21 protein-coding genes are annotated in these 23,833 nt (G+C 64.6%); 12 read left to right on the forward strand and 9 right to left on the reverse strand.

Annotated elements, in window-relative coordinates; genetic code table 11:
* Nucleotides 1–6: 6 nt before the first annotated feature.
* The 5 genes from CSQ92_RS20035 to CSQ92_RS20055 form a co-directional block, all read right to left on the reverse strand.
* Complete coding sequence (locus CSQ92_RS20035) at nt 7–543, reverse strand: ester cyclase (protein WP_099395177.1); 537 nt, start codon at nt 541–543, stop codon at nt 7–9.
* A gap of 142 nt (nt 544–685) precedes the next feature.
* Complete coding sequence (locus CSQ92_RS20040; protein ID WP_099395178.1) at nt 686–1,432, reverse strand: SDR family oxidoreductase; 747 nt, start codon at nt 1,430–1,432, stop codon at nt 686–688.
* Between the two features lie 81 nt (nt 1,433–1,513).
* Nucleotides 1,514–1,738, reverse strand: a complete 225-nt coding sequence (locus CSQ92_RS20045) for a hypothetical protein (RefSeq protein ID WP_099395179.1) — start codon at nt 1,736–1,738, stop codon at nt 1,514–1,516.
* A 12-nt stretch (nt 1,739–1,750) separates the two neighbouring features.
* The gene (locus CSQ92_RS20050) at nt 1,751–2,422 is read right to left on the reverse strand and encodes a thiol:disulfide interchange protein DsbA/DsbL (RefSeq protein ID WP_034782052.1); all 672 of its coding nucleotides are present in this window, start codon (nt 2,420–2,422) and stop codon (nt 1,751–1,753) included.
* Nucleotides 2,423–2,568: 146 nt separating this feature from the next.
* Complete coding sequence (locus tag CSQ92_RS20055) at nt 2,569–4,104, reverse strand: TonB-dependent receptor domain-containing protein (protein ID WP_099395180.1); 1,536 nt, start codon at nt 4,102–4,104, stop codon at nt 2,569–2,571.
* Between the two features lie 245 nt (nt 4,105–4,349).
* Here CSQ92_RS20055 and CSQ92_RS20060 point away from each other — a divergent pair, with 245 nt between their 5' ends.
* Nucleotides 4,350–6,638: a M1 family metallopeptidase gene (locus tag CSQ92_RS20060; protein WP_180277072.1), complete on the forward strand. Its 2,289-nt coding sequence runs from the start codon at nt 4,350–4,352 to the stop codon at nt 6,636–6,638.
* A complete protein-coding gene (locus CSQ92_RS20065) occupies nt 6,635–7,519 on the forward strand; it encodes a hypothetical protein (protein WP_099395181.1) in 885 nt (294 codons plus the stop codon). The genes CSQ92_RS20060 and CSQ92_RS20065 overlap by 4 nt, the downstream gene beginning before the upstream one ends.
* Here CSQ92_RS20065 and CSQ92_RS20070 read toward each other — a convergent pair whose 3' ends face one another.
* A complete protein-coding gene (locus CSQ92_RS20070; protein ID WP_099395182.1) occupies nt 7,520–8,410 on the reverse strand; it encodes a LysR family transcriptional regulator in 891 nt (296 codons plus the stop codon). It abuts the gene before it with no gap.
* A 113-nt stretch (nt 8,411–8,523) separates the two neighbouring features.
* On the opposite strand from CSQ92_RS20070, the gene CSQ92_RS20075 reads away from it, so the two are divergent.
* Nucleotides 8,524–9,339, forward strand: coding sequence for a DODA-type extradiol aromatic ring-opening family dioxygenase (locus CSQ92_RS20075; protein ID WP_099395183.1), 816 nt, complete (start codon nt 8,524–8,526; stop codon nt 9,337–9,339).
* Between the two features lie 112 nt (nt 9,340–9,451).
* Here CSQ92_RS20075 and ylqF read toward each other — a convergent pair whose 3' ends face one another.
* Entirely contained in the window at nt 9,452–10,372 is a 921-nt protein-coding gene (gene ylqF / locus CSQ92_RS20080; protein WP_035825692.1) for a ribosome biogenesis GTPase YlqF, read from the reverse strand.
* Between the two features lie 227 nt (nt 10,373–10,599).
* On the opposite strand from ylqF, the gene CSQ92_RS20085 reads away from it, so the two are divergent.
* A complete protein-coding gene (locus CSQ92_RS20085) occupies nt 10,600–11,397 on the forward strand; it encodes a hypothetical protein (protein WP_099395184.1) in 798 nt (265 codons plus the stop codon).
* Nucleotides 11,398–11,552: 155 nt separating this feature from the next.
* Nucleotides 11,553–11,879: a hypothetical protein gene (locus CSQ92_RS20090; RefSeq protein ID WP_070257584.1), complete on the forward strand. Its 327-nt coding sequence runs from the start codon at nt 11,553–11,555 to the stop codon at nt 11,877–11,879.
* Between the two features lie 13 nt (nt 11,880–11,892).
* Here CSQ92_RS20090 and CSQ92_RS20095 read toward each other — a convergent pair whose 3' ends face one another.
* A complete protein-coding gene (locus CSQ92_RS20095; protein ID WP_034782036.1) occupies nt 11,893–12,819 on the reverse strand; it encodes a histone deacetylase family protein in 927 nt (308 codons plus the stop codon).
* Nucleotides 12,820–13,038: 219 nt separating this feature from the next.
* Here CSQ92_RS20095 and CSQ92_RS20100 point away from each other — a divergent pair, with 219 nt between their 5' ends.
* The 5 genes from CSQ92_RS20100 to CSQ92_RS20120 all read left to right on the forward strand — a co-directional run bounded on the left by CSQ92_RS20100 (nt 13,039) and on the right by CSQ92_RS20120 (nt 18,910).
* Complete coding sequence (locus tag CSQ92_RS20100) at nt 13,039–13,947, forward strand: AAA family ATPase (RefSeq protein WP_099395185.1); 909 nt, start codon at nt 13,039–13,041, stop codon at nt 13,945–13,947.
* A 5-nt stretch (nt 13,948–13,952) separates the two neighbouring features.
* Nucleotides 13,953–14,951 carry a DUF58 domain-containing protein gene (locus CSQ92_RS20105; RefSeq protein ID WP_099395186.1) on the forward strand — a complete coding sequence of 333 codons (999 nt, stop codon included), beginning with the start codon at nt 13,953–13,955 and terminating at the stop codon, nt 14,949–14,951.
* Entirely contained in the window at nt 14,948–16,969 is a 2,022-nt protein-coding gene (locus CSQ92_RS20110; RefSeq protein ID WP_099395187.1) for a transglutaminase TgpA family protein, read from the forward strand. The genes CSQ92_RS20105 and CSQ92_RS20110 overlap by 4 nt, the downstream gene beginning before the upstream one ends.
* Before the next feature lie 8 nt (nt 16,970–16,977).
* Complete coding sequence (gene mltB / locus CSQ92_RS20115; RefSeq protein ID WP_257219298.1) at nt 16,978–18,138, forward strand: lytic murein transglycosylase B; 1,161 nt, start codon at nt 16,978–16,980, stop codon at nt 18,136–18,138.
* Between the two features lie 439 nt (nt 18,139–18,577).
* Nucleotides 18,578–18,910, forward strand: coding sequence for a hypothetical protein (locus tag CSQ92_RS20120; RefSeq protein ID WP_034751784.1), 333 nt, complete (start codon nt 18,578–18,580; stop codon nt 18,908–18,910).
* A 97-nt stretch (nt 18,911–19,007) separates the two neighbouring features.
* Here the strand turns inward: CSQ92_RS20120 and cysM are convergent, their stop codons facing one another.
* A complete protein-coding gene (gene cysM / locus CSQ92_RS20125; RefSeq protein WP_034782030.1) occupies nt 19,008–19,910 on the reverse strand; it encodes a cysteine synthase CysM in 903 nt (300 codons plus the stop codon).
* A gap of 252 nt (nt 19,911–20,162) precedes the next feature.
* Here cysM and CSQ92_RS20130 point away from each other — a divergent pair, with 252 nt between their 5' ends.
* Nucleotides 20,163–21,926, forward strand: coding sequence for an FAD-dependent oxidoreductase (locus CSQ92_RS20130; protein WP_099395189.1), 1,764 nt, complete (start codon nt 20,163–20,165; stop codon nt 21,924–21,926).
* 125 nt (nt 21,927–22,051) lie between these two features.
* Nucleotides 22,052–23,617, forward strand: a complete 1,566-nt coding sequence (locus tag CSQ92_RS20135) for a phospholipase D family protein (protein WP_099395190.1) — start codon at nt 22,052–22,054, stop codon at nt 23,615–23,617.
* Nucleotides 23,618–23,833 lie beyond the last annotated feature (216 nt).

Here is a 23,833-nt window from a genome sequence, read left to right on the forward strand (position 1 = left end):
CCGTCATCAAGGCGCCAGCACTCCCAGCTGGCGCAGCAGGGTCAGATTATCTTCCAGGTGCCAGTTGTCGCTGATGCGGCCCTGCGCATTGACCTGGTACAGATCGAAGGCATGGAAATCGATGGTTTGCCCCTGTCCCTGCAAGGGTCCCTGCGGCGTGGGGAAGACGCCCGTGAAGCGCCCCGTGAAATGCAGGCGCAGGCTGACCCGGTCGCCGGCCACCAGCATCTCCTCGATGGCCACCTGCAAATCCGGCACGGCCGCATGAAACACGTCAGATGCCTGCAGCGGACCGGCCAATCCCTGCGCACGCCCGGCGGGCAAGCTGCGGTCAATAAAATCGTCGGCCAGCGCCTGGCGCGCCAGGGCCGGATCGCCGCTTTGCCAGAACGCGGCATAGCGGCGCGCCGCCAGTACCACCTTGTCGGTGGAAGCGGCGCCGGCCAGGTGGGCCGGCATGGGCAGGTGCGTGGCGGATTGGGCGGGCGCGGCGGCCAGCAGAGAAAGGGCCAGGATGGCGGGGGCAAGAACAGGTGCGGGCATAATGAATCCAGGTGGGTTGATCGGTGTGCCTGCTGCAATGGCACCCCGCCATTCTGGACTCGCTTGCCCTATTTGATAATTGGCCCCGCGCTTGAATCACTTGATTGCAGTAGTTGAGAATGAGTTGAAAATGCGTGGAAAATCAGCGCCCGCCCGCCACGTCGAGGATGCTGCCCGTCACATAGCTGGCGCCCGGGCCCAACAGGTACAGGATGGCGTCGGCGATTTCTTCCGGCTGGCCGCCCCGCTGCATCGGCACGCCGGACGCCAGGCGCGCCACCCGTCCCGGTTCGCCGCCGGAAGCGTGGATCTCCGTATAGATGATGCCAGGCCGCACGCCGTTGACGCGGATGCCCTCGGCCGCCACTTCCTTCGCCAGGCCGAGGGTCAGGGTATCGACGGCGCCTTTCGAGGCCGCGTAATCGATGTATTCGCCCGGGGAGCCGAGGCGCGCGGCTGCCGACGAGACATTCACGATGCGCCCGCCCTGCCCGCCGTTGGCCGTCGACATGCGCCGCACGGCCTGCTGGCAGCACAGGAAATAACTGATCACGTTGGTGCGCAGCACGCGTTCCAGGCGCTGCACGGAGATATCGGCCAGCCGGCATTTCTGCTCCAGCACGCCCACATTGTTGACCAGCGCCGTGAGCGTCCCCAGGCGCGCATCGACTTCCGCAAACAGCCGTTCCACGTCTTGCGCGTCGCTGACGTCGGCCTGCACGGCGATGGCTTCGCCCCCATCGGCCACGATGCGCGCGCACAGCGCGTCGGCCGCCTGCGCATCGCGCACATAATTGATGCACACGGCATAGCCCTGGCGCGCCGCCAACTGTGCCGTCGCCGCGCCGATGCCGCGGCTGCTACCGGTAATCAAGATCACTTCCTTCATCGTTCCTCCTCGATAGTTGTGGTTCCATCATACGCGGACGAAAAAAAACCCGCGCATGGCGGGTTCTGTATGCAAACACCTTCAGTTCCTGAAGTGCGTCATGGCGTAAGTCAAGTGCTGCCACCAGTGCTCGCGCGACTGCACGGACGCCAGGCATTTCGCGTCGACCTCGTTCTTGAACGCGGGGTCCACGCACACCTTGGTGACCAGCGCATTGCGCTGGTTTTCCACGCTGACGACGGCAATCGCCAGCCACGCCACGAGGGCAAGAGCCAGTGCGCACAAGGTCCAGGGCAGCTGTTTCATGATGCGCTCCGCTTACTTCTTCGCTGGCGCCGGGGCGCGCTCTTTCAGCACGCGCGCCACCAGTTCATCCATCACGCGCAGGGTCGCTGTCTGGGTCTGCGGCTCGGACTGCCCCGGACGCGACAGCTGCGCCGGCGACGTCACGAAACGGCCATCGATGACGATGGTCGGCGCGCTGTCGATCTTGCTGGCGGTGATCAGCTGTTCATTGCGTTTCAGCTTGGTCTGCACGCCGAAGGAATTGAACATGTCCAGGTATTTCGCCTTGTCGATGCCGTTCTTGACCAGCAGGTCGAGGATCGCGTCATCGCGGTTCAGGCGGTTGCGCTCGACGTGGATGGCGCGGAAGATCTTGTCGTGGAACTGGTCCAGCTGGCCCATCGCTTCCAGGGTGGCATAGGCGTGCGCCTGCGGATCCTTCGGGCCATTGAAGGCCAGGTGGATGCGGCGGAAGGCGATCTTGTCGCCCTGCTTCTTGACCCAGTCGTGCATCAGCGGATCGAGCGCGTAGCAATGCGGGCAGGAATACATGAAGTACTCGACCACTTCCACCTTCTTGCCCGTGTCCGTGCGCACTGGCGTCGGGAGCGTGGTAAAGCCGGTATCGGCCGCCATGGCGCCGCCGGTGGCCGCCACCAGGGTGACGGCGGCAAGCAGGGGACGCAAGAAACGCAGAAAACGCATAATAATCCTTCATCATAAATGGTCGTGAACGGGGCGAGATTACCACTTTTTGCGCCGGGCGATGAAGCCCGGGCGGAAAAAAACCGTCTTTATCGCCCCGGTTTGCGCCCGCTTAAGCCGCATTTAAGCCCCGCCGCGCCCGCGCCTCAAAAATGGTAGCGCGCCGACACGCGCAGCTGGCGCGCATCCTTGAGATAAATGCTGGAGCGGCAGCCGGGCGCATCGCCGTAATGGCGGCGGTTGGCCAGGTTGCTGCCGGCCAGTTCCAGCTCCCAGGCGCCCAGCTTGCGCACATAGCGCCCGTCCACGGTGCCAAACGCGGGCACTTGCGCCAGGCAGCTGTTGGCGAAATCGGGACCGTAGCGCAGCGCGCGCAGCCATTGCACGCCCATGTCGGCACTGGCGCCGGCCTGCCCTGTCCAGTACAGGCGCAGGCTGGCCAGGGTTTTCGGCACGAGGGCGATATCCGGGCCGTCATAGGCGTAATCGTCATAGCGCGCATGCACTTGCCGCAGTTGCCCGTCGAGGCGCCAGTCGCGCGCCAGCGCCATGCTGGCCTCGATGGCGATGCCGTCGCGGCGCGAGGGGTCGAGGTTGCCCGCAAAGCCCAGCTGGCCCAGGCTCTGGTCGAAAACGATCTGGTTGCTCAGGCGCTCGCTGAACACGCGCACGGAAGCGCTGCGCGCCGCGTCGCCGAAGGTGGCGCCCACTTCCATTTCGCGCCGCAGCTGTCCCGCCAGGGGGCGGTAGCCGGCGCGGGTATAGCCATCGTCGTCGATGCGGTAGCTGCGCGCGGCCTTGGCGTACACGCTCAGTTGAGGGCGCAATTGCAGGCTGCCCTGCACGTCCCAGGCATTCTGGTTTTCCCAGTCGCTGCCGCCGGCGGGCATGTCGGCAGGATCGAGCTGGAACTGTTCATGCCGCAGTCCCAGCAACAGGCGCGGCGCATACAGGCCACCGAAGGCCAGCTCCTCGCGCAGCAGCAGCGCGCGCGAATACTGGCGGCGCTGCCCATCGCCATCGCTGCCCGAGCGCCGCTGCCACTGCATCAGGTCCAGGCCCACTTCCGTATCCGTGCCCACGCCGCCCACCTTGCCGTAATGGCGCAGGCGCGGCGCCAGCTGCCGGCGGCGGCTGCTGTATCTCGATTCGCTGCTGCCCTCCTCGCCCGCATAGTGGGCCGTGGCGCGCTTTTCCCGCTGCGACAGTTCCACGCCCAGCTCGAAACTGCCCACATAGCGCTGCACGAAGGCGCTGGCGCGCCGCACTTCATAGCGGTACAGGTCTTCCGGGCGGGCCGCCAGCATGGCCAGGAACGGCGCCTCGGGCGCGGGATAGCTGGTGTCCTGGTTCAGCTGGTCGGCGCTGAAGCCGAAGCGGCCCTGCCGCACCTTCCATTCCGCGCCGCCGTTGAAGCCGCGCTGGTGAAACACGCTGCCATCGCGGTAATTGCCATTGCGCAGTCCGTCCATGGCCACATCGAGCGTCATGCCGCCCTGCTCGCGCGACAAGGCGCCGCGCACGCTGTGCTGGCCGCCCTGCGCCAGCTCGGCGGACAAGTCGCCATGCGTGACGCCGGCCGCGCCGCCATCCACGCCATCCTGCGCGCACGCCGGCATGGCCAGGGCGCACAGCAGCAAGGCGCGCGCGGCAATGGTCAGGACGGGAGGGGCAGGCATCATGGCGGCAGGCTTGAGGCGTCATCGCGGCGCGGACGCACGCTGGTGGGACGGGGGGACGGCAAAAGCGAATCATTATACGCACGGCGCGCGGCGCCGCAAGCGCCGGCCCGATGGTACTTTCCTTATGCCAATATTTTATTGGTGATTTGGCATTTTTGTAGGTATATTAAGCTGCGCCCGGCGATCCTGGGCGCAGCCGACTGCATTTAAAAATCAACAATAAGAAGTCACTGTGGGAGTCACGCATGGAAAGTCGTAGCACAACGCGCCAGGGGCCGCCAAGTCCCCGCGGCACGCGCCGCAGCATTGGTTTTTTCCCCATCTCGGGCAAGCTCAAAGCCCTCTCCATCGCCGCCCTGCTGCTGGCCGGCCTGGCCCTGCAGGCCGACCTGTTCGCCCAGCCGGGCCAAGGCAAGCCGGCCAGCGCGCCCACGCCGCTGGCGCCGTCCGCCGACGGCATCGCCCTGGCGTCGCCGCACGCGTCGGCCGTCAGCACGCCCAGCGCCAGCAACGCCTGGGGCGGTGCGCGCACGGGCGCGCAAGCGACCCTGTCGGACCGCGTGGTCGATTATCAGATCGAAGCGACGCTCGATCCCGTCAAGCACACCATCGACGGCCAGCAGAAACTACGCTGGCGCAACCGCAGCGCACAAGCCGTCAGCAGCGTCTACCTGCACCTGTACCTGAACGCGTTCGAAGGCGAGCATTCGACCTTCTTCACCGAGAAGCGCAAGCTCGATACGGGCTTCCGCTCGGGCGTCGACACGCGCGACGGCGAGTGGGGCTACATCGAACTGCGCAGTATGACGCAGAACGGCGCCAAGGCGCCCTGGCATTTCGTCCAGCCCGACAACGGCCCGGCCACCGACCGCACCGTGGTGCGCGTCGACTTGCCGCAGGCCGTCGCGCCGGGCGCCGAGACGACGCTCGACATCCGCTTCTTCGACCAGCTGCCGCGCGTCATCGCGCGCACCGGCTATTTCGGCAGCTTCCACCTGGTGGGGCAGTGGTTCCCCAAGATCGCGGTGCTGGAATTGCCCGGCGAACGTGGCGCCACCGCACCGCGCTGGAATGCGCATGAATTCCACCTCAATTCGGAGTTCTACGCCGATTTCGGCAACTATGACGTGAAGCTGACCGTGCCCAAGGAGTACACGGTGGGCGCCACGGGCGAGCTGCAAGGCGCGCCGCAGGAAAAGAACGGCATGCTCACGCATCACTATGTGCAGGGCGACGTGCACGATTTCGCCTGGACGGCCGACAAGCGCAGCGCGCAGCCACTGACGGGCAGCTGGAGCGGCCCCGGCAGTCCGCCGGTGGCCATCAAGGTGCTGTACCCGCCCGAATACGCATCGAACGCGGCGCCGGCGCTGCAGGCGGCCAAGGATTCGCTCACGTATTTCTCGCGCACCCTGGGCCCGTATCCGTACAAGACCCTGACGGTGGTGATCCCGCCGTTCAATGCGGCCGAAGCGGGCGGCATGGAATATCCGACCTTCATCACGGCCTCGAGCTACGCCAACCTGCAGCCGAAGACCATACCCGAATTCGGCCTCGATTTCGTCACCATCCATGAATTCGGCCATGGCTATTTCTACGGCATCCTGGCGTCGAACGAGTTCGAGGAACCCCTCCTCGACGAAGGCTTGAACGAGTACTGGGACCAGCGCATGCTGCGCGCGCGCGGCCAGCACATCCACGCCACCACGCCCCTGCTCAAGCGCCTGGGTTTCGATCCCGTCTTCAAGGTCTTCGAATTCGAGCGCATGGCCGCACCGCGCCAGGATGCGGCAGATCCGCTGGGCCAGAATGCGTGGGACCGCCTGCAGGGCGTGGGGCCCGTCTACAGCCGCACGGCCATCACCATGCGCGACCTGGAAGCGCGCATCGGCAGCGAAGCCATGGAACGGGGCTTCAAGGCCTACTACGAACAGTGGAAATTCCGCCACCCGAGCGTGGCCGACCTGCGCGAAACGCTGGCCGAGGCGACGGGCCAGCGGCGCATCGTGGAACAGGTCTTCGCGCAGCAAGTCTATGCCAGCGCGAATATCGACGACCGCATCGGCACCTTCACCAGCGAAGAGCAGACGCCGCTGGCCGGCATGGCGCTGGTGAACGGCAAACGCGTGGAGCATACGGCCGAAGCGCTGGAAAAAGAGGAAAAAAAGGTACGCGATGCGTGGGACAAGGCGCATCCGGACGCCAAGCCGGGCACGGGACCGTATCCCTACCTGACCAGCGTGGTCCTGCGCCGCCGCGGCGCGCCCGTGCCGCAGGTGCTGCTGGTGAAATTCGCCGACGGCAGCTCCGAACGCGTGGTGTGGGATAACGAGCAGCTGTGGCAGCGCTACACCTGGAGCAAGCCCGTGAAGGCCGTCTCGGCCGAACTGGACCCCGACCGCGTGCACTATCTCGACGTCAACAAGCTCGATGACAGCCGCACCCTGAAGGCAGACAAATCCGCCTCGCAGCGCTGGAGCTTCGACCTTGCGGCCGCCTTCCAATACCTCCTTTCCCTGATTGCCATCGTATGAGCGCCACTTCCACGACACGGGCCAGCGGCCTGACCCTGACCACGCGCGCCAGCCGCGCCGCCCTGCAATGGCGCTTGCTGCTGCTGTGGACCGGCCTGCTGCTGATCCCCCCCATCCTTGCCGTCATTCCCCTCTGGCGCACCTTGAGCGCCAGCCTCGATAACGCCGTGCATGCGGCGGCCCTGGCGCACAGGCTCGACCTGATGACCCTGGCCGACCTGGTGGCCAATGCGGGACGCAACGGCGCCGCCATCAGCCAGGCCGCCATCACGGGCATCGTGCTGGCCTTGCTGCTGTCGCCGCTGCTGAGCGGCCTGGTGGTGACGGCCGCGCGCGCGCCTGCGCCACCCGGCTTCGGTCCCCTGCTGACGGGCGCCTTCAGCGAATACGGCCGCATGCTGCGCATGCTGCTGTGGAGCATCGTGCCGCTGGGCCTGGCGCTGACGATCGGCGCCGGCGCGCTGAAACTGGCCGACAAGCACGCGGCGAAAGCCATCCTGGAAGCCGATGCGGACCTGGCCCGTCACCTGGCCTTGCTGTTGACGGGTTTGCTGTTCCTGCTGGCCTGCGCCACGCTCGACGCCGGCCGCGCGGCCCTGGCCGTCGACCGTCGCCGCACCTCGGCCGTCAAGGCATGGTGGCGGGGCCTCGGCATGCTGCGCCGGCGTCCGCTGGCCAGCCTGGCCATCTACCTCGTCATCACCGTGCTGGGACTGGCGCTGTATGCGCTGCTGGGCGTGGCGCGCCTGAACCTGGCGGCGCCCGGCCCGCTGGCCATCGTGGCCGGCTTCTTGGTGACGCAGCTGGCGGCGCTGGTGCTGGCATGGATGCGCAGCGCGCGCCTGTTCGCGCTGATCGACGTCAAGCGCTCGCTCGCGTAATCAACTCCCCAGGCGCCCTTCATCGGCGAGAAAGTCGATGAAGGTACGCACCTTCGACGACAGGTAGCGGCGGCTCGTGTAGACGGCATACACGCTGCCGCCCGCCAGCTTGAAATCATCGAAGAGGCGCACCAGCCGCCCCGCCGCCAGGTCCGCATCCGTCTGCCACGACGGCAGCAGCGCGATGCCCATGCCGTCGAGCGCGGCCGCGTGCAGCAGGCTTTCGTTATTGCATTGCAGGACGGGCGAGAACTTCACCGTCTCGCGCCCCTGTGCCCCGTCGAAGGCCAGTTCATTGCCGTTTGCCAACAAGGAATAGCTGATCATGGCGTGCCGCGCCAGGTCCTGCGGCAGGTGCGGGTGGCCCGCGCGCGCCAGGTAGGCGGGCGCGGCCACCAGGTGGAATTCGATGCTGCCGATGGGCCGCGCGATCAGGGCCGGCGACGGCGCCTGGCTCACGCGCAGGGCCAGGTCGAAACCTTCTTCCACCAGGTTCACCACGCGGCCGCTGAGGTCAATGTCGAACGTGACTTCCGGAAAGCGTTCGCGGTAGGCGGCCAGGGTGCGCGTAAAGATGGCGTTGGCGAACCAGACGGGGGCGCTCAGACGCAGCATGCCGCGCGGCACCACCGTCGTGCGGCCGACCGTCGCTTCCACCTCGTCGAGATTGTCGAGCATGTCGCGGCACTGTTCGAAATACACCTTGCCGATTTCCGTCAGGCTCAGGTGGCGGCTGCTGCGGTTCAGCAGGCGCGCGCCCAGATGGCGCTCCAGGTGCATCACATGCTTGCTGACCATGGCCGGCGACAGATCGAGGCGCTCGCTGGCGCGCACAAAACTGTCGAGCTCCACGACGGCGCGAAACACGCGCATGCTGCGCAAGGTATCCATGACTATCCAATCATCAACAAATTGGAAATGATATATCAATAATAGCGATCTTGATCAACTGACTGCGCATGACTATCATGGTCCCATCGTTAGCCATTCCCCCAGGAGCCGCCATGCAAGAGCACACCTTCCCCACGTATTTCCTGTCGCACGGCGGCGGCCCGTGGCCGTTCATGAAAGACCAGTTCGGCGGCCGCTACGACGTGCTGGAAGCATCGTTGCAGGATATTCCGCGCCAGATCGGCGCGCGGCCGACAGCCGTGCTGGTGGTCACGGCACACTGGGAAGGGCCGCAATTTCTCGTCTCGGCCAGCCCACGGCCGGGCATGATCTACGATTATTCGGGCTTTCCGCCGCATACGTACCAGATCCAGTACCCGGCGCCCGGCGCACCGGAACTGGCGGCGCAGGTCAAACAGTTGCTCGACGCGGCTGGCCATCCGGCGCGCCTCGACCACGAGCGGGGTTTCGACCACGGCACCTTCAGCGCCCTGTTCCCCATCTACCCGCAGGCCGACATGCCGCTGGTGCAGCTGTCGCTGAAACACGGCTACGACCCGCTCACGCACATCGAGGTGGGCCGCGCGCTGGCCAGCCTGCGCCGGCAAGGCGTGCTGATACTCGGCAGCGGCCTGTCTTACCATAACCTGCGCCAGTTCGGCCAGGCGGGCGCCGTCGCCTCGCACCAGTTCGACGCCTGGTTGCGTCAGGCCATGGCCTTGCCGCCAGAACAAAGGCTGGCGCAGTTGCTGGCCTGGGACCAGGCGCCGGGCGCGCGCCAGGCCCATCCGCAGGAAGACCATCTGCTGCCGCTGATGGTGGCGCTGGGCGCAGCCGAGCAGGAAGCGGCGCAGGTGGTGTACCACGAGGAGGATTTCTTTGGGGCGCTGGCGGTGACCAGTTTCAGGTTTGGCAACGCAGCCCAATGAAACCCGAACGCGGAAATGCCGGGGTCGGACGGGGACGCCGAGTCCCTCAGGGTCCGACCCCAGTCGTCGCTATTGGGTTAAAAAAAAAGCCGCTAACTAGCGGCTTTTTTACTTACGTGCCGCGCTTGCCGCGCGCCGCATTCTTCGCCTTCTCGGCGGCGATCTCCGCTGCCTTGGCCGCTTTTTCCGCCATCTCGGCCGCGTGCTGGGCCAGCAGGGCCGCGCGCGTGTCCGGCGTTTCCAGCGAAATGCGTCCGAGGATGCCGCTACGGTAGTCGAGCAGCAGGGTGTGCGACGCTTTCTCGAAATCGTAGTCGCCGCCCTTGATGCGGAAACCGCGCTTGGCGGCGATGCCTTCGACCACGCCGATGGCGTCGACTTCATCGACCTTGGTGCCGTAGCGGGTTGCCAGCAAGTCCGGGTAGCGCTTGAGCAATTCCTCGGCCAGGAATACGGCCACTTCCTCTTCGATCAGCGCGTTCGAGCCGATCGCGTGGCTGGCCGCCAGCATCAGGCCGTCGCTGGGGATGGCGATCTTTGGCCACAGCATGCCGGGCGTGTCGACCAAAATCGTGTTCTTGTCCAGGTACAGCTTTTGCTGCATTTTGGTGACGGCCGGCTCGTCGCCCACCTTGGCCACGCGCTTTTTCAGCAGCGCGTTCATCAGGGTCGATTTGCCCACGTTGGGGATGCCCATGATCATGATGCGCAGCGGCTTCGTCGGCACGCCGCGGTGCGGCGCCAGCGATTTGGCCAGGTCCGGAATGCGCGCCACGTCGCCCGGCTTCTTGGTCGTCATCGCATATGCGGTCACGCCTTCCTGGGCATTGAAATACGCTACCCAGGCGGCAGTGGCGGCAGGATCGGCCAGGTCGGTCTTGTTGAGGATTTTCAGGCAAGGGCGCTGGCGGAACAGGCGCAGCTCGTCCACCATGGGATTGCAGCTGGCTGCCGGCAGGCGCGCGTCCACCACTTCAATCACCAGATCGGTGTTTTCCATGGTCTCGGCCGCTTTCTTGCGGGCCGCGTTCATGTGTCCTGGGTACCATTGTATCGCCATGCTCTTGCTTTCAAAATCGTTCGGTCAATCCGCTATTTTACGTGGTTGCCGCCACGACGTCCCATTTTCCGCCGCCAGCGCCAGCCGTGCGACACGAACGAGACAATTGGTGATAATTTGGCAGTTACATGAATGATAAGATTCGCAGTCCGTCCAGCCTGGCCGGTTCCCCATCGCACGCTTAACCTGACACGCATTCCATGCACTTTTCCCGCTTTTGCCTCCTCGCCTCCCTTTACGCCTGCCTGCTGCCTGCCATGGCCCAGGAAAAACCGGCGGCACCAGGCGACGCGGCGAACCAGGAAATGCAGCAGATCGTCGACGTGCAAAGCACGCGCGATCCCGACCTGCGTCCCTACCGCACCATGCTCAAGGGGCTCGATGCGTATGCCGACCACCAGCGCCTGGCGCCGGGCGCGCCGCTGCGCTTCATGCTGATTCCCGCCACGCCCCAGGCCAGGCTCGATGGCGTGACCCTGCACCTGTCGGCCGATAATCTGTCGATCCCCGTGCCGCTGGCGGCGGACGGCGGCTTCACCTTGTCGCGCGACAAGACCGCCTACGATGCGAATGCCGACTTGATCAGCAACAAGAAGCGCGACACCTTGCGCTGGCGCGCCGACATCCACACGCCGGGCCTGCCACAGAATGTGCGCCGCCTGGGCGACCTGCGCCTGGAATGTGAAATCCGCTGGGCCGTCGAGCAGGATGAATTGTCCTTTGTCCGGCGCAACCTGTTCCGCCTGGCGGGCGGACCGTGCCACTCGTCGCTGATCCACGTGCCGTTTCCCGTGGCCCGCAAGCTGCTTGCCGTGCAGGCGCGCTCGGGCGAACGCACGCTGGACATCCGCGTCACGGAAGACCGGCAGCGCTATGTGCCGCCGCTGCATGACGTGAATTGGGACGACAATACCCTGCTGACCCTGACCTACGCCGACGACGGCAAAATGGCCGGAGCCGCCCCGGCTGCGCCCTTGCAGGCGGCGCAGCGCCAGTAAGGCGCGCCCGGAAAGCCAGGTCAATTATTTCCACATGGATTCTTATATTTACTGAAAGAAACAAAAAAGTATGCTCTAATATCGCCTCTTAAATGAAAAGCAATTATTTCCAGGCTGGCTCCCGCCAGGGAAATATGCGATGGGGATAGTTCGATATGATGATGGAACACACGGGCACGGCGCCCAAGCGCGTGCCGCGCAATGACTGGAAGAAAGAATGCCGGCAATTGCAGGGACAAGTGGCGCAGCTGGAAGAGCGGTTGAAGCGCCAGAGCGCCGACAGCTATGGCTTGCAAGTGCTGTATGACCAGCTGGTCAATGAAATCAAGCACCACCGCGACATGTTGCAGCTCGACAGCTTCGACGCGGATAAATCATCGCTCGTCTACACGCAAGCCTGGCGCCGCTTCATGGCTGGCGACGCGCTCGACTACCAGACGCACCGCCACACGAATTCCCGCAGCCGGCCCACCTTGCTGTAGTAACCCTGCCCCCTTACAGCTCCGCCAGCGCCTTCACATGCGCGGCCACGCTGCGGCCCAGGGACGACAGGTTGTATCCCCCTTCCAGGCAGCTGACGATGCGGCCCTTGCCATACTGCCTGGCCACGGCCATCATTTGCTGCGTCATCCACGTGTAGTCGGCCTCCACCAGGCCCATGCCGCCCACGTCGTCTTCGCGGTGGGCATCGAAACCGGCGGAAATGAAAATCATCTGCGGCTGCTGCCGGTGCAGCGCGGGCAACCAATGGTCGAGCACCAGCTGGCGCACGGCATCGCCTTTCGAGCGGGCCGGCACGGGCACGTTGACGCGCGTGTCCGTATACGATTCCACGTCGCTGTACGGATAGAACGGGTGCTGGAAAAAGCTGACCATCAGGATGCGCGGGTCGTGCGCCACGGACTCGGCCGTACCATTGCCATGGTGCACATCGAAGTCGACGATGGCGACCCGTTCCAGCCCGCGCACGTCGAGCGCATGCTTGGCGGCGATGGCGATATTATTGAACAGGCAAAAACCCATGGGTTCGCTGGGACGCGCATGGTGGCCAGGCGGGCGGATCGCGCAAAAGGCGTTGCTGATCTCGCCGTCGATGACGGCATCCGTGGCTGCCACGGCCGAGCCTGCCGCCGCGAGCGCCGCGTCGTAGCTGTGCGCGTTGAGCAGGGTGTCGCCGTCGAGCGGGTAATAGTCGCCCGCCGGCGGCACGTTGTCGCGCACGAGGCCGATGGCCGTGGCGCTGTGGTTGCGCTCGATATCGGACAATTGCGCACGCACGCCGTCGCGGTGCTCGACCAGGTCGCTGATATGCGCCAGGATCAATTGATCGTTGATGGCCTGCAAGCGGGCCGGCGATTCGGGATGCCAGTCGCCCATTTCATGGCGCTGGCAATCGGGATGGGTATAAATGGCTGTGCTCATGCGCTGTACTGGTTACCTCTGTCTCTGTCCATTCTCTGTGCATACTGGAACACTGCATGGCATTCCTGTTCGCCCTGCGCGTTCTCGCATAAAATCACTGGCTGGTCTGTGCCGCCGCTGCACTAATCTACCACGTGCGCGGCACGGGCGGGCGGCACGGCTTGACCTGGCCAAAGCGATTGTAAATTAAATAATCCGTCTTACTGTGATAGAAATAGCATGTTTTCGAAAATACACCAGGCCGCACGGCAGATCGGCGAAGTTCTCGTCGGCAAACACTTGCAGATCCGCCAGGCCCTCGCCTGCGTGCTGGCAGGCGGCCACCTGCTGATCGAAGACGTGCCCGGCGTGGGCAAGACGACCCTGGCCCACGCGCTGGCCATCTCGCTGGGCCTGCAATGGAAGCGCCAGCAATTTACCAGCGACCTGTTGCCTGCCGACGTGGCCGGCATGAGCGTGTATGACCGGGGCAGTGGCAGCTTCATCTTCCACCCTGGCCCCCTGTTTACCCAGGTGCTGCTGGCCGACGAGATCAACCGCGCCACGCCGAAGACGCAATCGGGCTTGCTCGAAGCGATGGAAGAGCGGCAAGTGAGTCTCGATGGCCTCACGCGCGCCCTGCCGCAGCCCTTTTTCGTCATCGCCACGCAAAACTGCGCGCACCAGCTGGGCACCTTCCCCCTGCCCGAGTCGCAGCTCGACCGTTTTCTCATGTGCGTCACCCTGGGCTACCCCGATGCGGCCGCCGAACGGGAACTGCTGCTGGGCGCCGACCGCCGCGCCATGCTGCAAACCTTGCCGGCCGTGATGAACGCGGAAGAATTGCTGCAGGCGCAAGCGGACCTGCGCGCCATCCACGCCTCGCCTGCCGTCGTCGACTACGTGCTGGCCCTCGTGCATGCCACCCGTGCGCCGGGCGTGTTTGCCGATGGCCTGAGCCCGCGCGCCGCGCTGGCCTTGCTGCAGGCGGCGCGCGCCTGGGCCGCCTTGGCCGGACGCGACTACGTCACGCCCGACGATGTGCAAGCCGTACTCATTCCCGTCTGCGCCCACCGCCTGCATGCCGCGCAAGGGTCCACGGACAGCCGCAGCCTGCTGCAGCAATTGCTGCTGGCGACACCCGTCTGACAGCCGTGCGCCTGCGCAATATCCGATGGCTGCCGGCGCGCCCCTGGCTGGGCGCGCAGCGCGTGCACATCCGTCCCTCGCGCGCGGGCCTGGCCTTTGCCGCGCTGCTGCTGGCGCTGTGGATCGCCGCCGTCAATTACCATCTGGGCCTGGGCTACGCGCTGACGTATTTCGCGGCCGCCTGCGCCATCGCCGACATGCTGTTTGCCAGCCGCAACCTGGCGGGCCTGGCGCTGGCCGCCACGCCGGGTGAGCCCGTGTTCGCGGGCAGCCAGGCCACGTTCACCTTGCGCCTGATCAACCGCAGCACGCGCCCGCGCCATGCGATCCGGCTGGCCGTGATCAATTCCACTGCAGCGCCCGGCCAGGCAGATATCGCCGCGCACGGGGAAACGGCCGTCAGCATCGTCGTGGCGGCGCGGCAACGCGGCTGGCTCGATGCGCCCTCCATGCGCCTGTCCGGCAGTTTCCCGCTGGGCCTGTTTATTGCCTGGTGCCATTGGCAACCCGAAGCGCGCTTGCTCGTATATCCGCAGCCCGAGCAGAACGCGCCGCCGCTGCCCGTGCCGGCCGGCACGGTGCAACAGGCGCAGCAAACACAACAATCACGCTCCTCCGGCGGCGCCCTGGAACTGGCGGGCGTGCACGCCTACCAGCCCGGCGATCCCTTGCACCGCCTGGCCTGGCGCCAGATCGCCCGGCATGATGGCGAGCATTTATTCAGCAAGCAATTCCAGCCTGCCGCCGACGCACAGTCGGGCGCAGCCCGTGGCAGCATCGTGTTCGATCATGCCGCCCTGCACGCGCTGGCGCCGGAAGCGCGCCTGTCGCGCCTGGCCGCCTGGGTGCTGCAGGCGGAACGCACAGGCTTGCCGTATGGTTTGCACCTGGGCACGCTGACTCTGGCGCCTGCCTTGGGCGCCAGCCAGCGCGACGCCTGCCTGCGCGCGCTGGCCCTGCATGATGTGCCGCACGATTTGCCACAGGATGAGGCCATGGCATGAGGCAATGGCTGGCCAACTTGCCGCGTGACAAGGCCGACATCCTGCTGCTGTTGCTGGCCGCCGCCATGGTGCTGGCGCCGCACGCGCTGCACCTGCCCCCGTGGCTGTCGGCCGCCGCTGCCGCGCCGCTGCTGTGGCGCGCCATCATCACCGTGCGGGGCCGGCGCCAACCGCAGCTAGCCGTGCTCGCGCCGCTGGCTTTGCTGGGCATCGCCGCCGTCTACGCCAGCTATGGCACGCTGCTGGGACGCGATGCGGGCGTGGCCATGCTGGTCCTGCTGCTGGCCTTGAAATCGCTGGAAATGCATGGCCGGCGCGACATCTTCGTCTTTGTCTTCCTCGGTTTTTTCCTCCTGCTGGCAAACTTCTTTCATGCGCAAGGCATCCTCAGCGCCGCCTGGATGCTGGCCACCGTCATCGTCTTGCTGGCCTGCCTGTTGTCGGCCCAGTACGGCGCCGTGCAACCGCGCCTGGCGCAAAGGCTAGGCTTGCTGGGACGCATGCTGGCGCTGGCCATTCCCCTGTCGGCCGTGATGTTTCTTGCCGTGCCACGCATCGACGGCCCCCTGTGGGGGACGGCACAAGAAGGCGCGCAAGCGCGCACAGGCTTGTCCGACAGCATGCAGCCGGGCGCCATCGCCTCGCTGGCCCTGTCAAGCGAACCCGTCTTCACTGCCGATTTCAGCACAGCTATCCCGCCGCAAAACCAGTTGTATTGGCGCGGCGTGGTGCTGGGCGACTACGATGGCGCCACCTGGACGCGCAGGGGCACCGGCCGGCGCACGCCTGCCGGCGACAGCCGGATAGACATCGCGCTGGAAGGCCAGCCCAGCCAGTACGAAGTGACGTTGCAAGCGAGCGGCCAGCGGCGCATCTTCGCGCTCGATGTGCCGCGCAGCATCGAGCGCTTGCCCGGCAATCCCTACGTCGTGTCGTCCGCGCTGGAAGTGCTGACCGTACAACCCATTACTTCGACCGTGCGTTACCGCGCCAGTTCCCAGCCCAGCTACCGGCTGCAGGCAGGCTTGTCGGTCGCGCAGCAACAGCCATGGCTAGCCTTGCCTGCTGGCAGCAATCCGCGCAGCGTGGCCTGGGCCCGCGCATTGCGCGGCCATGGCGCGCAGGCGCTGGCGCCCGCCGACGCCATCGCTGCCGTGTTGCAGCACTTCCGCCGCGCGCCCTTCCGCTACACCTTGCAGCCACCGCTGCTGGGCAAGCATGGCGTCGATGACTTCCTGTTCACCACGCAGGCGGGCTTTTGCGAACATTACGCCGGCAGCTTTGTCGTGCTGATGCGTGCCATGGGCATACCCGCGCGCGTCGTCACGGGCTACCAGGGCGGCCTGCGCAACGGGACAGGCAACAGCTTGAGCGTGCGCCAGTCAGACGCCCATGCCTGGAGCGAAGTGTGGCTGGCGGGCCGGGGCTGGGTGCGCATCGATCCCACCAGCGCCGTCGCGCCCCTGCGCACGGAGCGCAACCTTGATGCCGCCCTGCCGCCGGCCCCGTCGCCGCTGACGGCATGGCGCGCCCTGGCCGGCCTCGATGGCGGCGCGCACGGGGCGGTCGCCGCGTGGCGCCAGCAATGGCAGCAAGCCGAGCACGCCTGGAGCAGCTGGGTGCTCGACACCTCGCCGCAACGCCAGCGCGCCATCCTCGATGGCTTGAAAAACGTGCCAGCGAAAAAGCTGGCACTCGCTTGTGCCGTATTGGCCCTGCTGTGCGCCCTCGCGGGCGTACTGGTCTGGTGGTGGCAAGCCCGGCAAGGCGATCCGCTCGACATCCTGTACGCGCAATTTTGCCACCAGCAGGCGCGGCGCGGCTACAGCCGTGCGCCGCATGAAGGCCCGCACGGTTATGCTGCCCGGCTGGCCGCGGGCAAGGCCACACAAGAGGCGCACGCCGCCATCGCACAGTTTCTGGCAATCTATGCCGCGATGAAGTATGGTAATGCCAACCCAAACGAACAACTCCGCGCGCGGCGCAGCTTGCGCCGCCTGTTAACCCAATGCCGATGAGACGCTCCTTGTTACCGATCAAATACTCCGCCCTGTCCCTGCTCCTCTCCCTTCCCCTGTGCCTGTCCACCGCGCACGCTGGCGAAAACAGCAACATTTCCGCTGCCGACCGCGCACGTGCCGTGCGCGCGGCCAAGGCCCAGCCCATCAAGAAGGTGGCCGGCAAACCGGCGGCGAAGAAAGCACCGGCGAAATTCGACTTCGAAGGCGAATTTGTCGACTATGCCAATTGGAAAGAAGTACGCGCCTTCCTCGACGACATGTCCGCCAAGCACGGCTTTGAACGCGCCGAACTCGATACCCTGATCGGCAAGGTGCGCTATGTCGAGTCGACCGTGCAACTGATGAAGCCAGCCCCGCCGGGCAAGCCTAAGAACTGGCAAGCGTACAGCGCCCGCTTCATCGAGCCGGTGCGCATCAATGCGGGCGTGAAATTCTGGGAAGAGAACGCGGAAGCGCTGGCGCGCGCCGAACGCGAATATGGCGTGCCGGCCGAGATCATCGTCGGCATCATCGGCGTGGAAACCGTGTACGGACGCAATACGGGCCGCTTCCGCGTGCTCGACGCGCTGACCACCCTGGCGTTTTCCTATCCGGAAAGCCCGACGCGGGCCGCGCGCATGGAGTTTTTCAAGGGAGAACTGGAAAACGCGCTGCTGTACGCGCGCAAGGATGGCATCGATCCCTTGACCCTGCTCGGTTCGTATGCGGGCGCCATCGGCCTGCCCCAGTTCATGCCTAGCAGCATCATGAAATATGCGGTGGACTTCGATGGCGATAGTCACATCGACCTGCGCAATTCGACGGCCGACGCCATCGGCAGCGTCGCGCATTTCCTCGTCGAACACGGCTGGCGGCGCGACGATCCGGCCATCAGCACGTATCCCGTCGCCGTTTCGGCCAGCCGCGCGTGGGAAAAGTTCATCGGCCAAGGCTTGCAGGCGAAGTACCGGCTGGCGGAATTGCAGGAAGCTGGCGTGAGTGCCGCCCCGTCCACGCCCCAGAACATGTTGTTTGGCTTGATCGACTTGCAAAATGGTTCAGAAGCAACTGAGTATCACTTGGCAACCAATAACTTCTTTGCTATAACTCAGTACAACAGAAGTTATTTTTATGCCATGTCAGTGATTGACTTGGGCAAGGCCATCAGTCAAGTGCGCGCACGCTAACCGAAAGTCAGTGTAAAGTTATAATATTACTTGTAAGAAAGCGTAAGCGATATTGAAGCGACCAGAAAACAGGTCTATGGTAAGGGCCGATAACATGTGCCAGCCTTGCTCGCCAGCCTTTGTGCGGCACGGAATACGGAAATGGTTTTATACTTAACTTTTGTCAAAGTACAATTTTTGTTCTATCATAGAGCATAATAAAGAATAAATAGGTGTTGCAACTAGACAACACCGATTCTGTACCAGGCAAGATTATCGGGCTTTCCCGCCTGAAATTGAATCCTGTTGTACAATTGTGTATATATCATGAAAAACTGTATCCCGGATCGTACCGTGTGTGAATTCGTTCCTTTTAGTAAAGAATGAACATGAACGCAGCAAGAGCGAGCTCCGAGTGTTTTTTACTTTGCAGTGCAACTACAGAAGGAACAATAACATCATGACAAACCAAGTCGGCATTGATATGAACAGCGATTCGGACTCCGACGATCTGCTTCAATACAACCCAAACAGATTGCTCGATACCCTGATCGAAAACCTGCGCCTGAAAAACGATGCAGCTCTGTCCCGCGCGCTGGAAGTAGCGCCACCAGTCATCAGCAAAATCCGCCACCACCGCCTGCCGGTCGGCGCATCGCTGCTGATCCGCATGCACGAAGTCAGCGACCTGAGCATCCGCGACCTGCGTTACCTGATGGGTGACCGCCGCAACAAATTCCGCATCAGCGACAAGCAATTCAAGCCAAAAGAAGGCGAAACTCCACAAGGCTGATCCTGCCAGTTTCGCAGGTTTTCCCTCCCCGCCATGGGGAGGGGGTATTTCCAGCAGTTCTCAGGCCGTTCTGGCCGATATCAATTCAATTACACCATTACGCAGGGAAAACACCTGTGGACAGATAGCGGTCGCCACGGTCGCAGACGACAAACACGATCGTCGCGTTTTCCACCGTTTGCGAGATGCGCAGCGCGATTTCGCAGGCGCCGGCTGCCGAGATGCCGCAGAACAAGCCCTCTTCCGCGGCCAGGCTGCGCGCCATGCGCTCGGCCACGCCCTGGCTCACGTATTCCACCTGGTCGACGCGCGACTTGTCGTAGATCTTCGGCAAGTATGCTTCCGGCCATTTGCGGATGCCGGGAATCTGCGAACCTTCCTCGGGCTGGGCGCCGATGATCTGGATGGCGGGATTCTGCTCTTTCAAATAGCGCGACACGCCCATGATGGTTCCCGTCGTGCCCATGGCGCTGACGAAATGCGTGATCCGGCCTTCCGTGTCGCGCCAGATTTCCGGTCCCGTGCTTTCATAGTGGGCGCGCGAATTGTCTTCGTTGGCAAACTGGTCGAGGATCACGCCGCGGCCATCCTTCTGCATCTGCTCGGCCAGGTCGCGTGCATATTCCATGCCGCCCGTCCTCGGCGTCAATAAAATGTCGGCGCCGTAGGCAGCCATGCTCTGGCGGCGCTCCACGCTGAGGTTATCCGGCATCAAGAGCAGCATCTTGTAGCCGCGCAAGGCGGCGGCCATGGCCAGTGCGATGCCCGTATTGCCGCTGGTCGCCTCGATCAGGGTATCGCCCGGCTTGATGACGCCGCGCTCTTCGGCGCGCTTGAGCATGGACATGGCAGCGCGGTCCTTTACGGAGCCGGCCGGATTATTACCCTCCAGCTTGCCAAGGATGACGTTGTTGCGCGCAAGCGCATCGGCACCCGGCAAGCGCGTCAGTTGCACCAGCGGGGTATTGCCTATCGTATCTTCAAGTGTCTTGTAAGCCATCGTGTCTGTTTGAGTGGATTCAACAAAGACCCATTCTAATATGAGATGCTGGACGGTGTATCGCTCATCGGCGCCGGCATCCGGGCCTGCGGGCGCGTCCGGCTGCGCCGCCACATGCCGCATGACGCCTGCCGCGCCGCCATTTCCGGGCGTGCGCCAGGGATATTGCGGCAGGCGCGCGCCGCATGCGCTAGACTCGTCACTGTTAGTTATTTTTGTTATTTGCTTATTCAGTCTTCGAACGGACTCGCCATGGCCAGCAGCACACCCGAATTCATTCCCGAAACGACGCAGGACGATCCCGTCCAGTTCGCCACGCTCGACTTGCAGGGCCGCAGCCACCAGATCTCGCCCGTCTTCAATGCGCCCGAACTGCAGCGCTTGCAGCGCTATGGCACGCGGCAACACTTTGCCGATGGCGATACGCTGTTCGAGGCGGGCAGCAGCAGTTTCGGCATGCTGGTGATACTGTCGGGGCGGGTCAGCATCAAGCGCCACGAGGTGCTGGGGCAGGCGTCGCAGCTGCGCGAAGTGGGTGTCGGCCACTTCATTGCCGAGGTGGCGCAATTGTCCGGCCGCCCTACCCTCGTCAACGGCAGCGCCGTGGGCGCGGTGGAATTGCTCGACATCAGTTCGGAATCCTTGCGCGCGCTGATCGTGGCCGAGGCGGAGATGGGCGAACGCATCGTGCGCGCCCTGATCCTGCGCCGCGTGGCGCTGATCGAGTCCAATTCGGGCGGCCCCGTGCTGGTGGGACCGCGCGGCAATGGCAATCTGTTCCATCTGCAAAGCTTTTTATCGAGCAATGGCCATCCGCACACAGTACTCGACCCGGCCACCGATGCGGCCGCCGCCGCGCTGGCCGAGCGCTACCAGCCCACGCCGCAGGAATGGCCGCTGGTGGTCTGTCCTGATGGCAAGATCATGAAGAATCCCGGCAATGCGGAACTGGGACGCTGCCTGGGCATGCTGCCCGATTTGTCCGGCGACAAGATTTTTGACGTGCTGGTGGTGGGCGCCGGTCCTGCCGGCCTGGCCACGGCCGTGTATGCGGCATCCGAAGGCTTGAGCGTGCTGGCCCTGGAACAGCGCGCGTATGGCGGCCAGGCGGGCGCCAGCGCGCGCATCGAAAATTACCTGGGCTTTCCTACCGGTATTTCCGGCCGTGCGCTGGCAGGACGCGCCTACGTGCAGGCGCAAAAATTCGGCGTCGAGATCGCCACTCCGGCCAGCGCCGCCAACTTGCTCTGCGACACCTGGCCGCTGCGCGTCAATCTGTGCGACGGCACGCAGGTGCGCGCCCGCACGGTGGTGCTGTCCTGCGGCGCGCGCTACCGCCGTCCCTCGCTGGCGAACCTGAAAACGTATGAGGGACGGGGCGTGTATTACTGGGCCTCGCCCATCGAAGCCAAGCTGTGCCGGCAGGAAGAGATCATCCTGGTCGGCGGCGGCAATTCGGCCGGCCAGGCGGCCGTGTTTCTCTCCGGCCACGCCGCCAAGGTCCACATGGTGATCCGCGGCGAAGGGCTGGCGGCCAGCATGTCGAGCTACCTGATCGAGCGCATCGCCGCCACGCCCAACATCACCCTGCATACGCACACGGAAATCATCGCCCTCGAAGGCGACGACGATGGCTTGACGGAGGTGCGCTGGCGCAACAACCGCACGGGCGAGGAAGCCGATTGCGCCGTGCGCCGCGTGTTTCTCTTCGTCGGCGCCGATCCGAACACGGACTGGCTGCACGACTGCGCCGTGGCCGTCGACGAACAGGGTTTCATCCGCACGGGCTTCGACGTCACGCGCGCCGAATGCCGCGCCCATGGCCACGGCGACGTGGTGTATCCCCCCGATTTGCCGGACCGGGCAGCGCTGGAAACGAGCGTGCCGGGCGTGTTCGCCATCGGCGACGTGCGGGCCGGCTCGACCAAGCGCGTGGCCGCCGCCGTCGGCGAAGGGGCGGCCGTGGTGTCGCAGATTCACGGCTTCCTGGCGCGGCTGCCGGCGGGCTCAGCCTGAAAATCGTGCATTGTAGAAACTGCTACAATCGGCTGTTGCCATCCAGCTGAAAGAGTCCGCATGCCCCACACCGCCAAGCTTTCCTCGCGCCGCAGCATGTCCGCGGCCCGCTGACGGTGCGCCGCATGCTCGTCAAATTGCTGCTGCTGGCCACCTTGTTTGCCGTGCTCAGCATCGCCGCCCTGTACAGCTATGGGCGTTTCGCCGAGCGGTCGCTGGGCGCGCCTGGCACGGCCTTGCCCGTGGCGGCAGATGCCACCCTGCTCGACCGGGTGCTGGCGCCGCAACTGGCGCAACGCCCGGGCCACAGCGGCACGGCCCTGATCGACGACAATCTGGAAGCCTTCGCCCTGCGCGCCCTGAGCGCGCGCGAAGCGGGACGCAGCCTCGACCTGCAGTACTACATCTGGCATAACGACGTCACGGGACGGTTGCTGGTGCGCGAACTGCTACGCGCAGCCGACCGCGGCGTGCGCGTGCGCGTGTTGCTCGACGATATCAATGCGCGGGGCCAGGACGCCGCCATCCTCGCGCTCGACAGCCACCCGCTGATCGACGTGCGCATGTTTAACCCGGGCCGCAACCGCGACGGCATCTGGTTGCGCGCCGTGGAAATGGCCTTGCGCGCCGTCAGCCTGAACCGGCGCATGCACAACAAGGCATGGATCGTCGATGGCAGGGTGGCCCTCGTCGGCGGGCGCAATATCGGCGATGAATACTTTGATGCCGCCGAGCAAGTCAATTTCCAGGATGCCGACTTGCTGCTGGTGGGCCCCGCCGTGCGGCAGACGAGCGATATCTTCGACCGCTTCTGGAACAGCCGCGCCGTCATTCCCATCAGCGCCTTGCACGCCGATAAGAACGCCGGCGCGCCGGAATTGCAGGCTGTGCGTGCCCGCCTCGACGCGCTCACGGGCGAACTGGGCGCCTCGCCCTACCTGCGGCAGCTGACGGATACGGGCCAGCTGCAAGCCCACCTCGACGGCCGGATACGCCTGCACTGGAGCGGGCAAGTGCAAGTGCTGTCGGACCCGCCGGAAAAAGCCGCGCCCGTGGCCAGTTTGCAACGCAGCGAGCACTGGCTCATGCACAGTTTGCTGCCCCTGCTGACGGACGCGCGCGAAGAAGCGCTGCTGACCTCGCCTTATTTTGTGCCCGGCACGGCGCTGACGCAGACCCTGGCCGAAAAAGTCGCGGCCGGCGTCAAGGTCCAAGTACTGACCAACTCGCTGGCCGCCACCGACGTGGCCCTCGTGCATGCGGGTTATGCGCGCTACCGCCAGGAGCTGCTGGGTGGCGGCATCGAGCTGTATGAATTGAAGACCCTGCACCGCAAGCGCATCAGCCTGATGGGTTCGAGCCGCGCCAGCCTGCATACCAAGGCCGTGGTGGTCGACGGCCAGCGGGGCTTCGTCGGCTCCTTCAACCTCGATCCCCGCTCGGCCCAGCTCAATACGGAGATGGGCGTGCTGTTCAACGACCCCGCACTGGCGACCGACATGCGCACGCTGTTCCTGCACTCGACGGCTAGCGACACCAGCTATCGTTTGCTCCTCGACAACGGAGCCCTGCGCTGGTCCGACGCCACAGAAGAGCCAGCCAAGGTGTGGACGCACGACCCGGAAGCAGGCATCTGGCGCCGCATGCTGGTGTGCGTAATGCGCTGGCTGCCGATCGAGTCGCAGCTGTAGGCGCGCATGGCATGTAAAAACTTTAATCCTGGCAAGATTGCCATCTAAAAATATTTGTTGTTTTCAAAACATGTTAGATGCCGTTTTACCAAACGCTGCTATAATCGCTTCAACGAGACACCACCGCTGTCTCCGCAATACCTTTCTCGCCCTTCCGCGATTGAATCCAACGTTGGCCAAAAGCTCGCCGACAGACTGCAACACTACCCTGTCACT

This window comes from Janthinobacterium sp. BJB446 (genome assembly GCF_002735655.1).
Taxonomy (GTDB): domain Bacteria; phylum Pseudomonadota; class Gammaproteobacteria; order Burkholderiales; family Burkholderiaceae_D; genus Janthinobacterium; species Janthinobacterium lividum.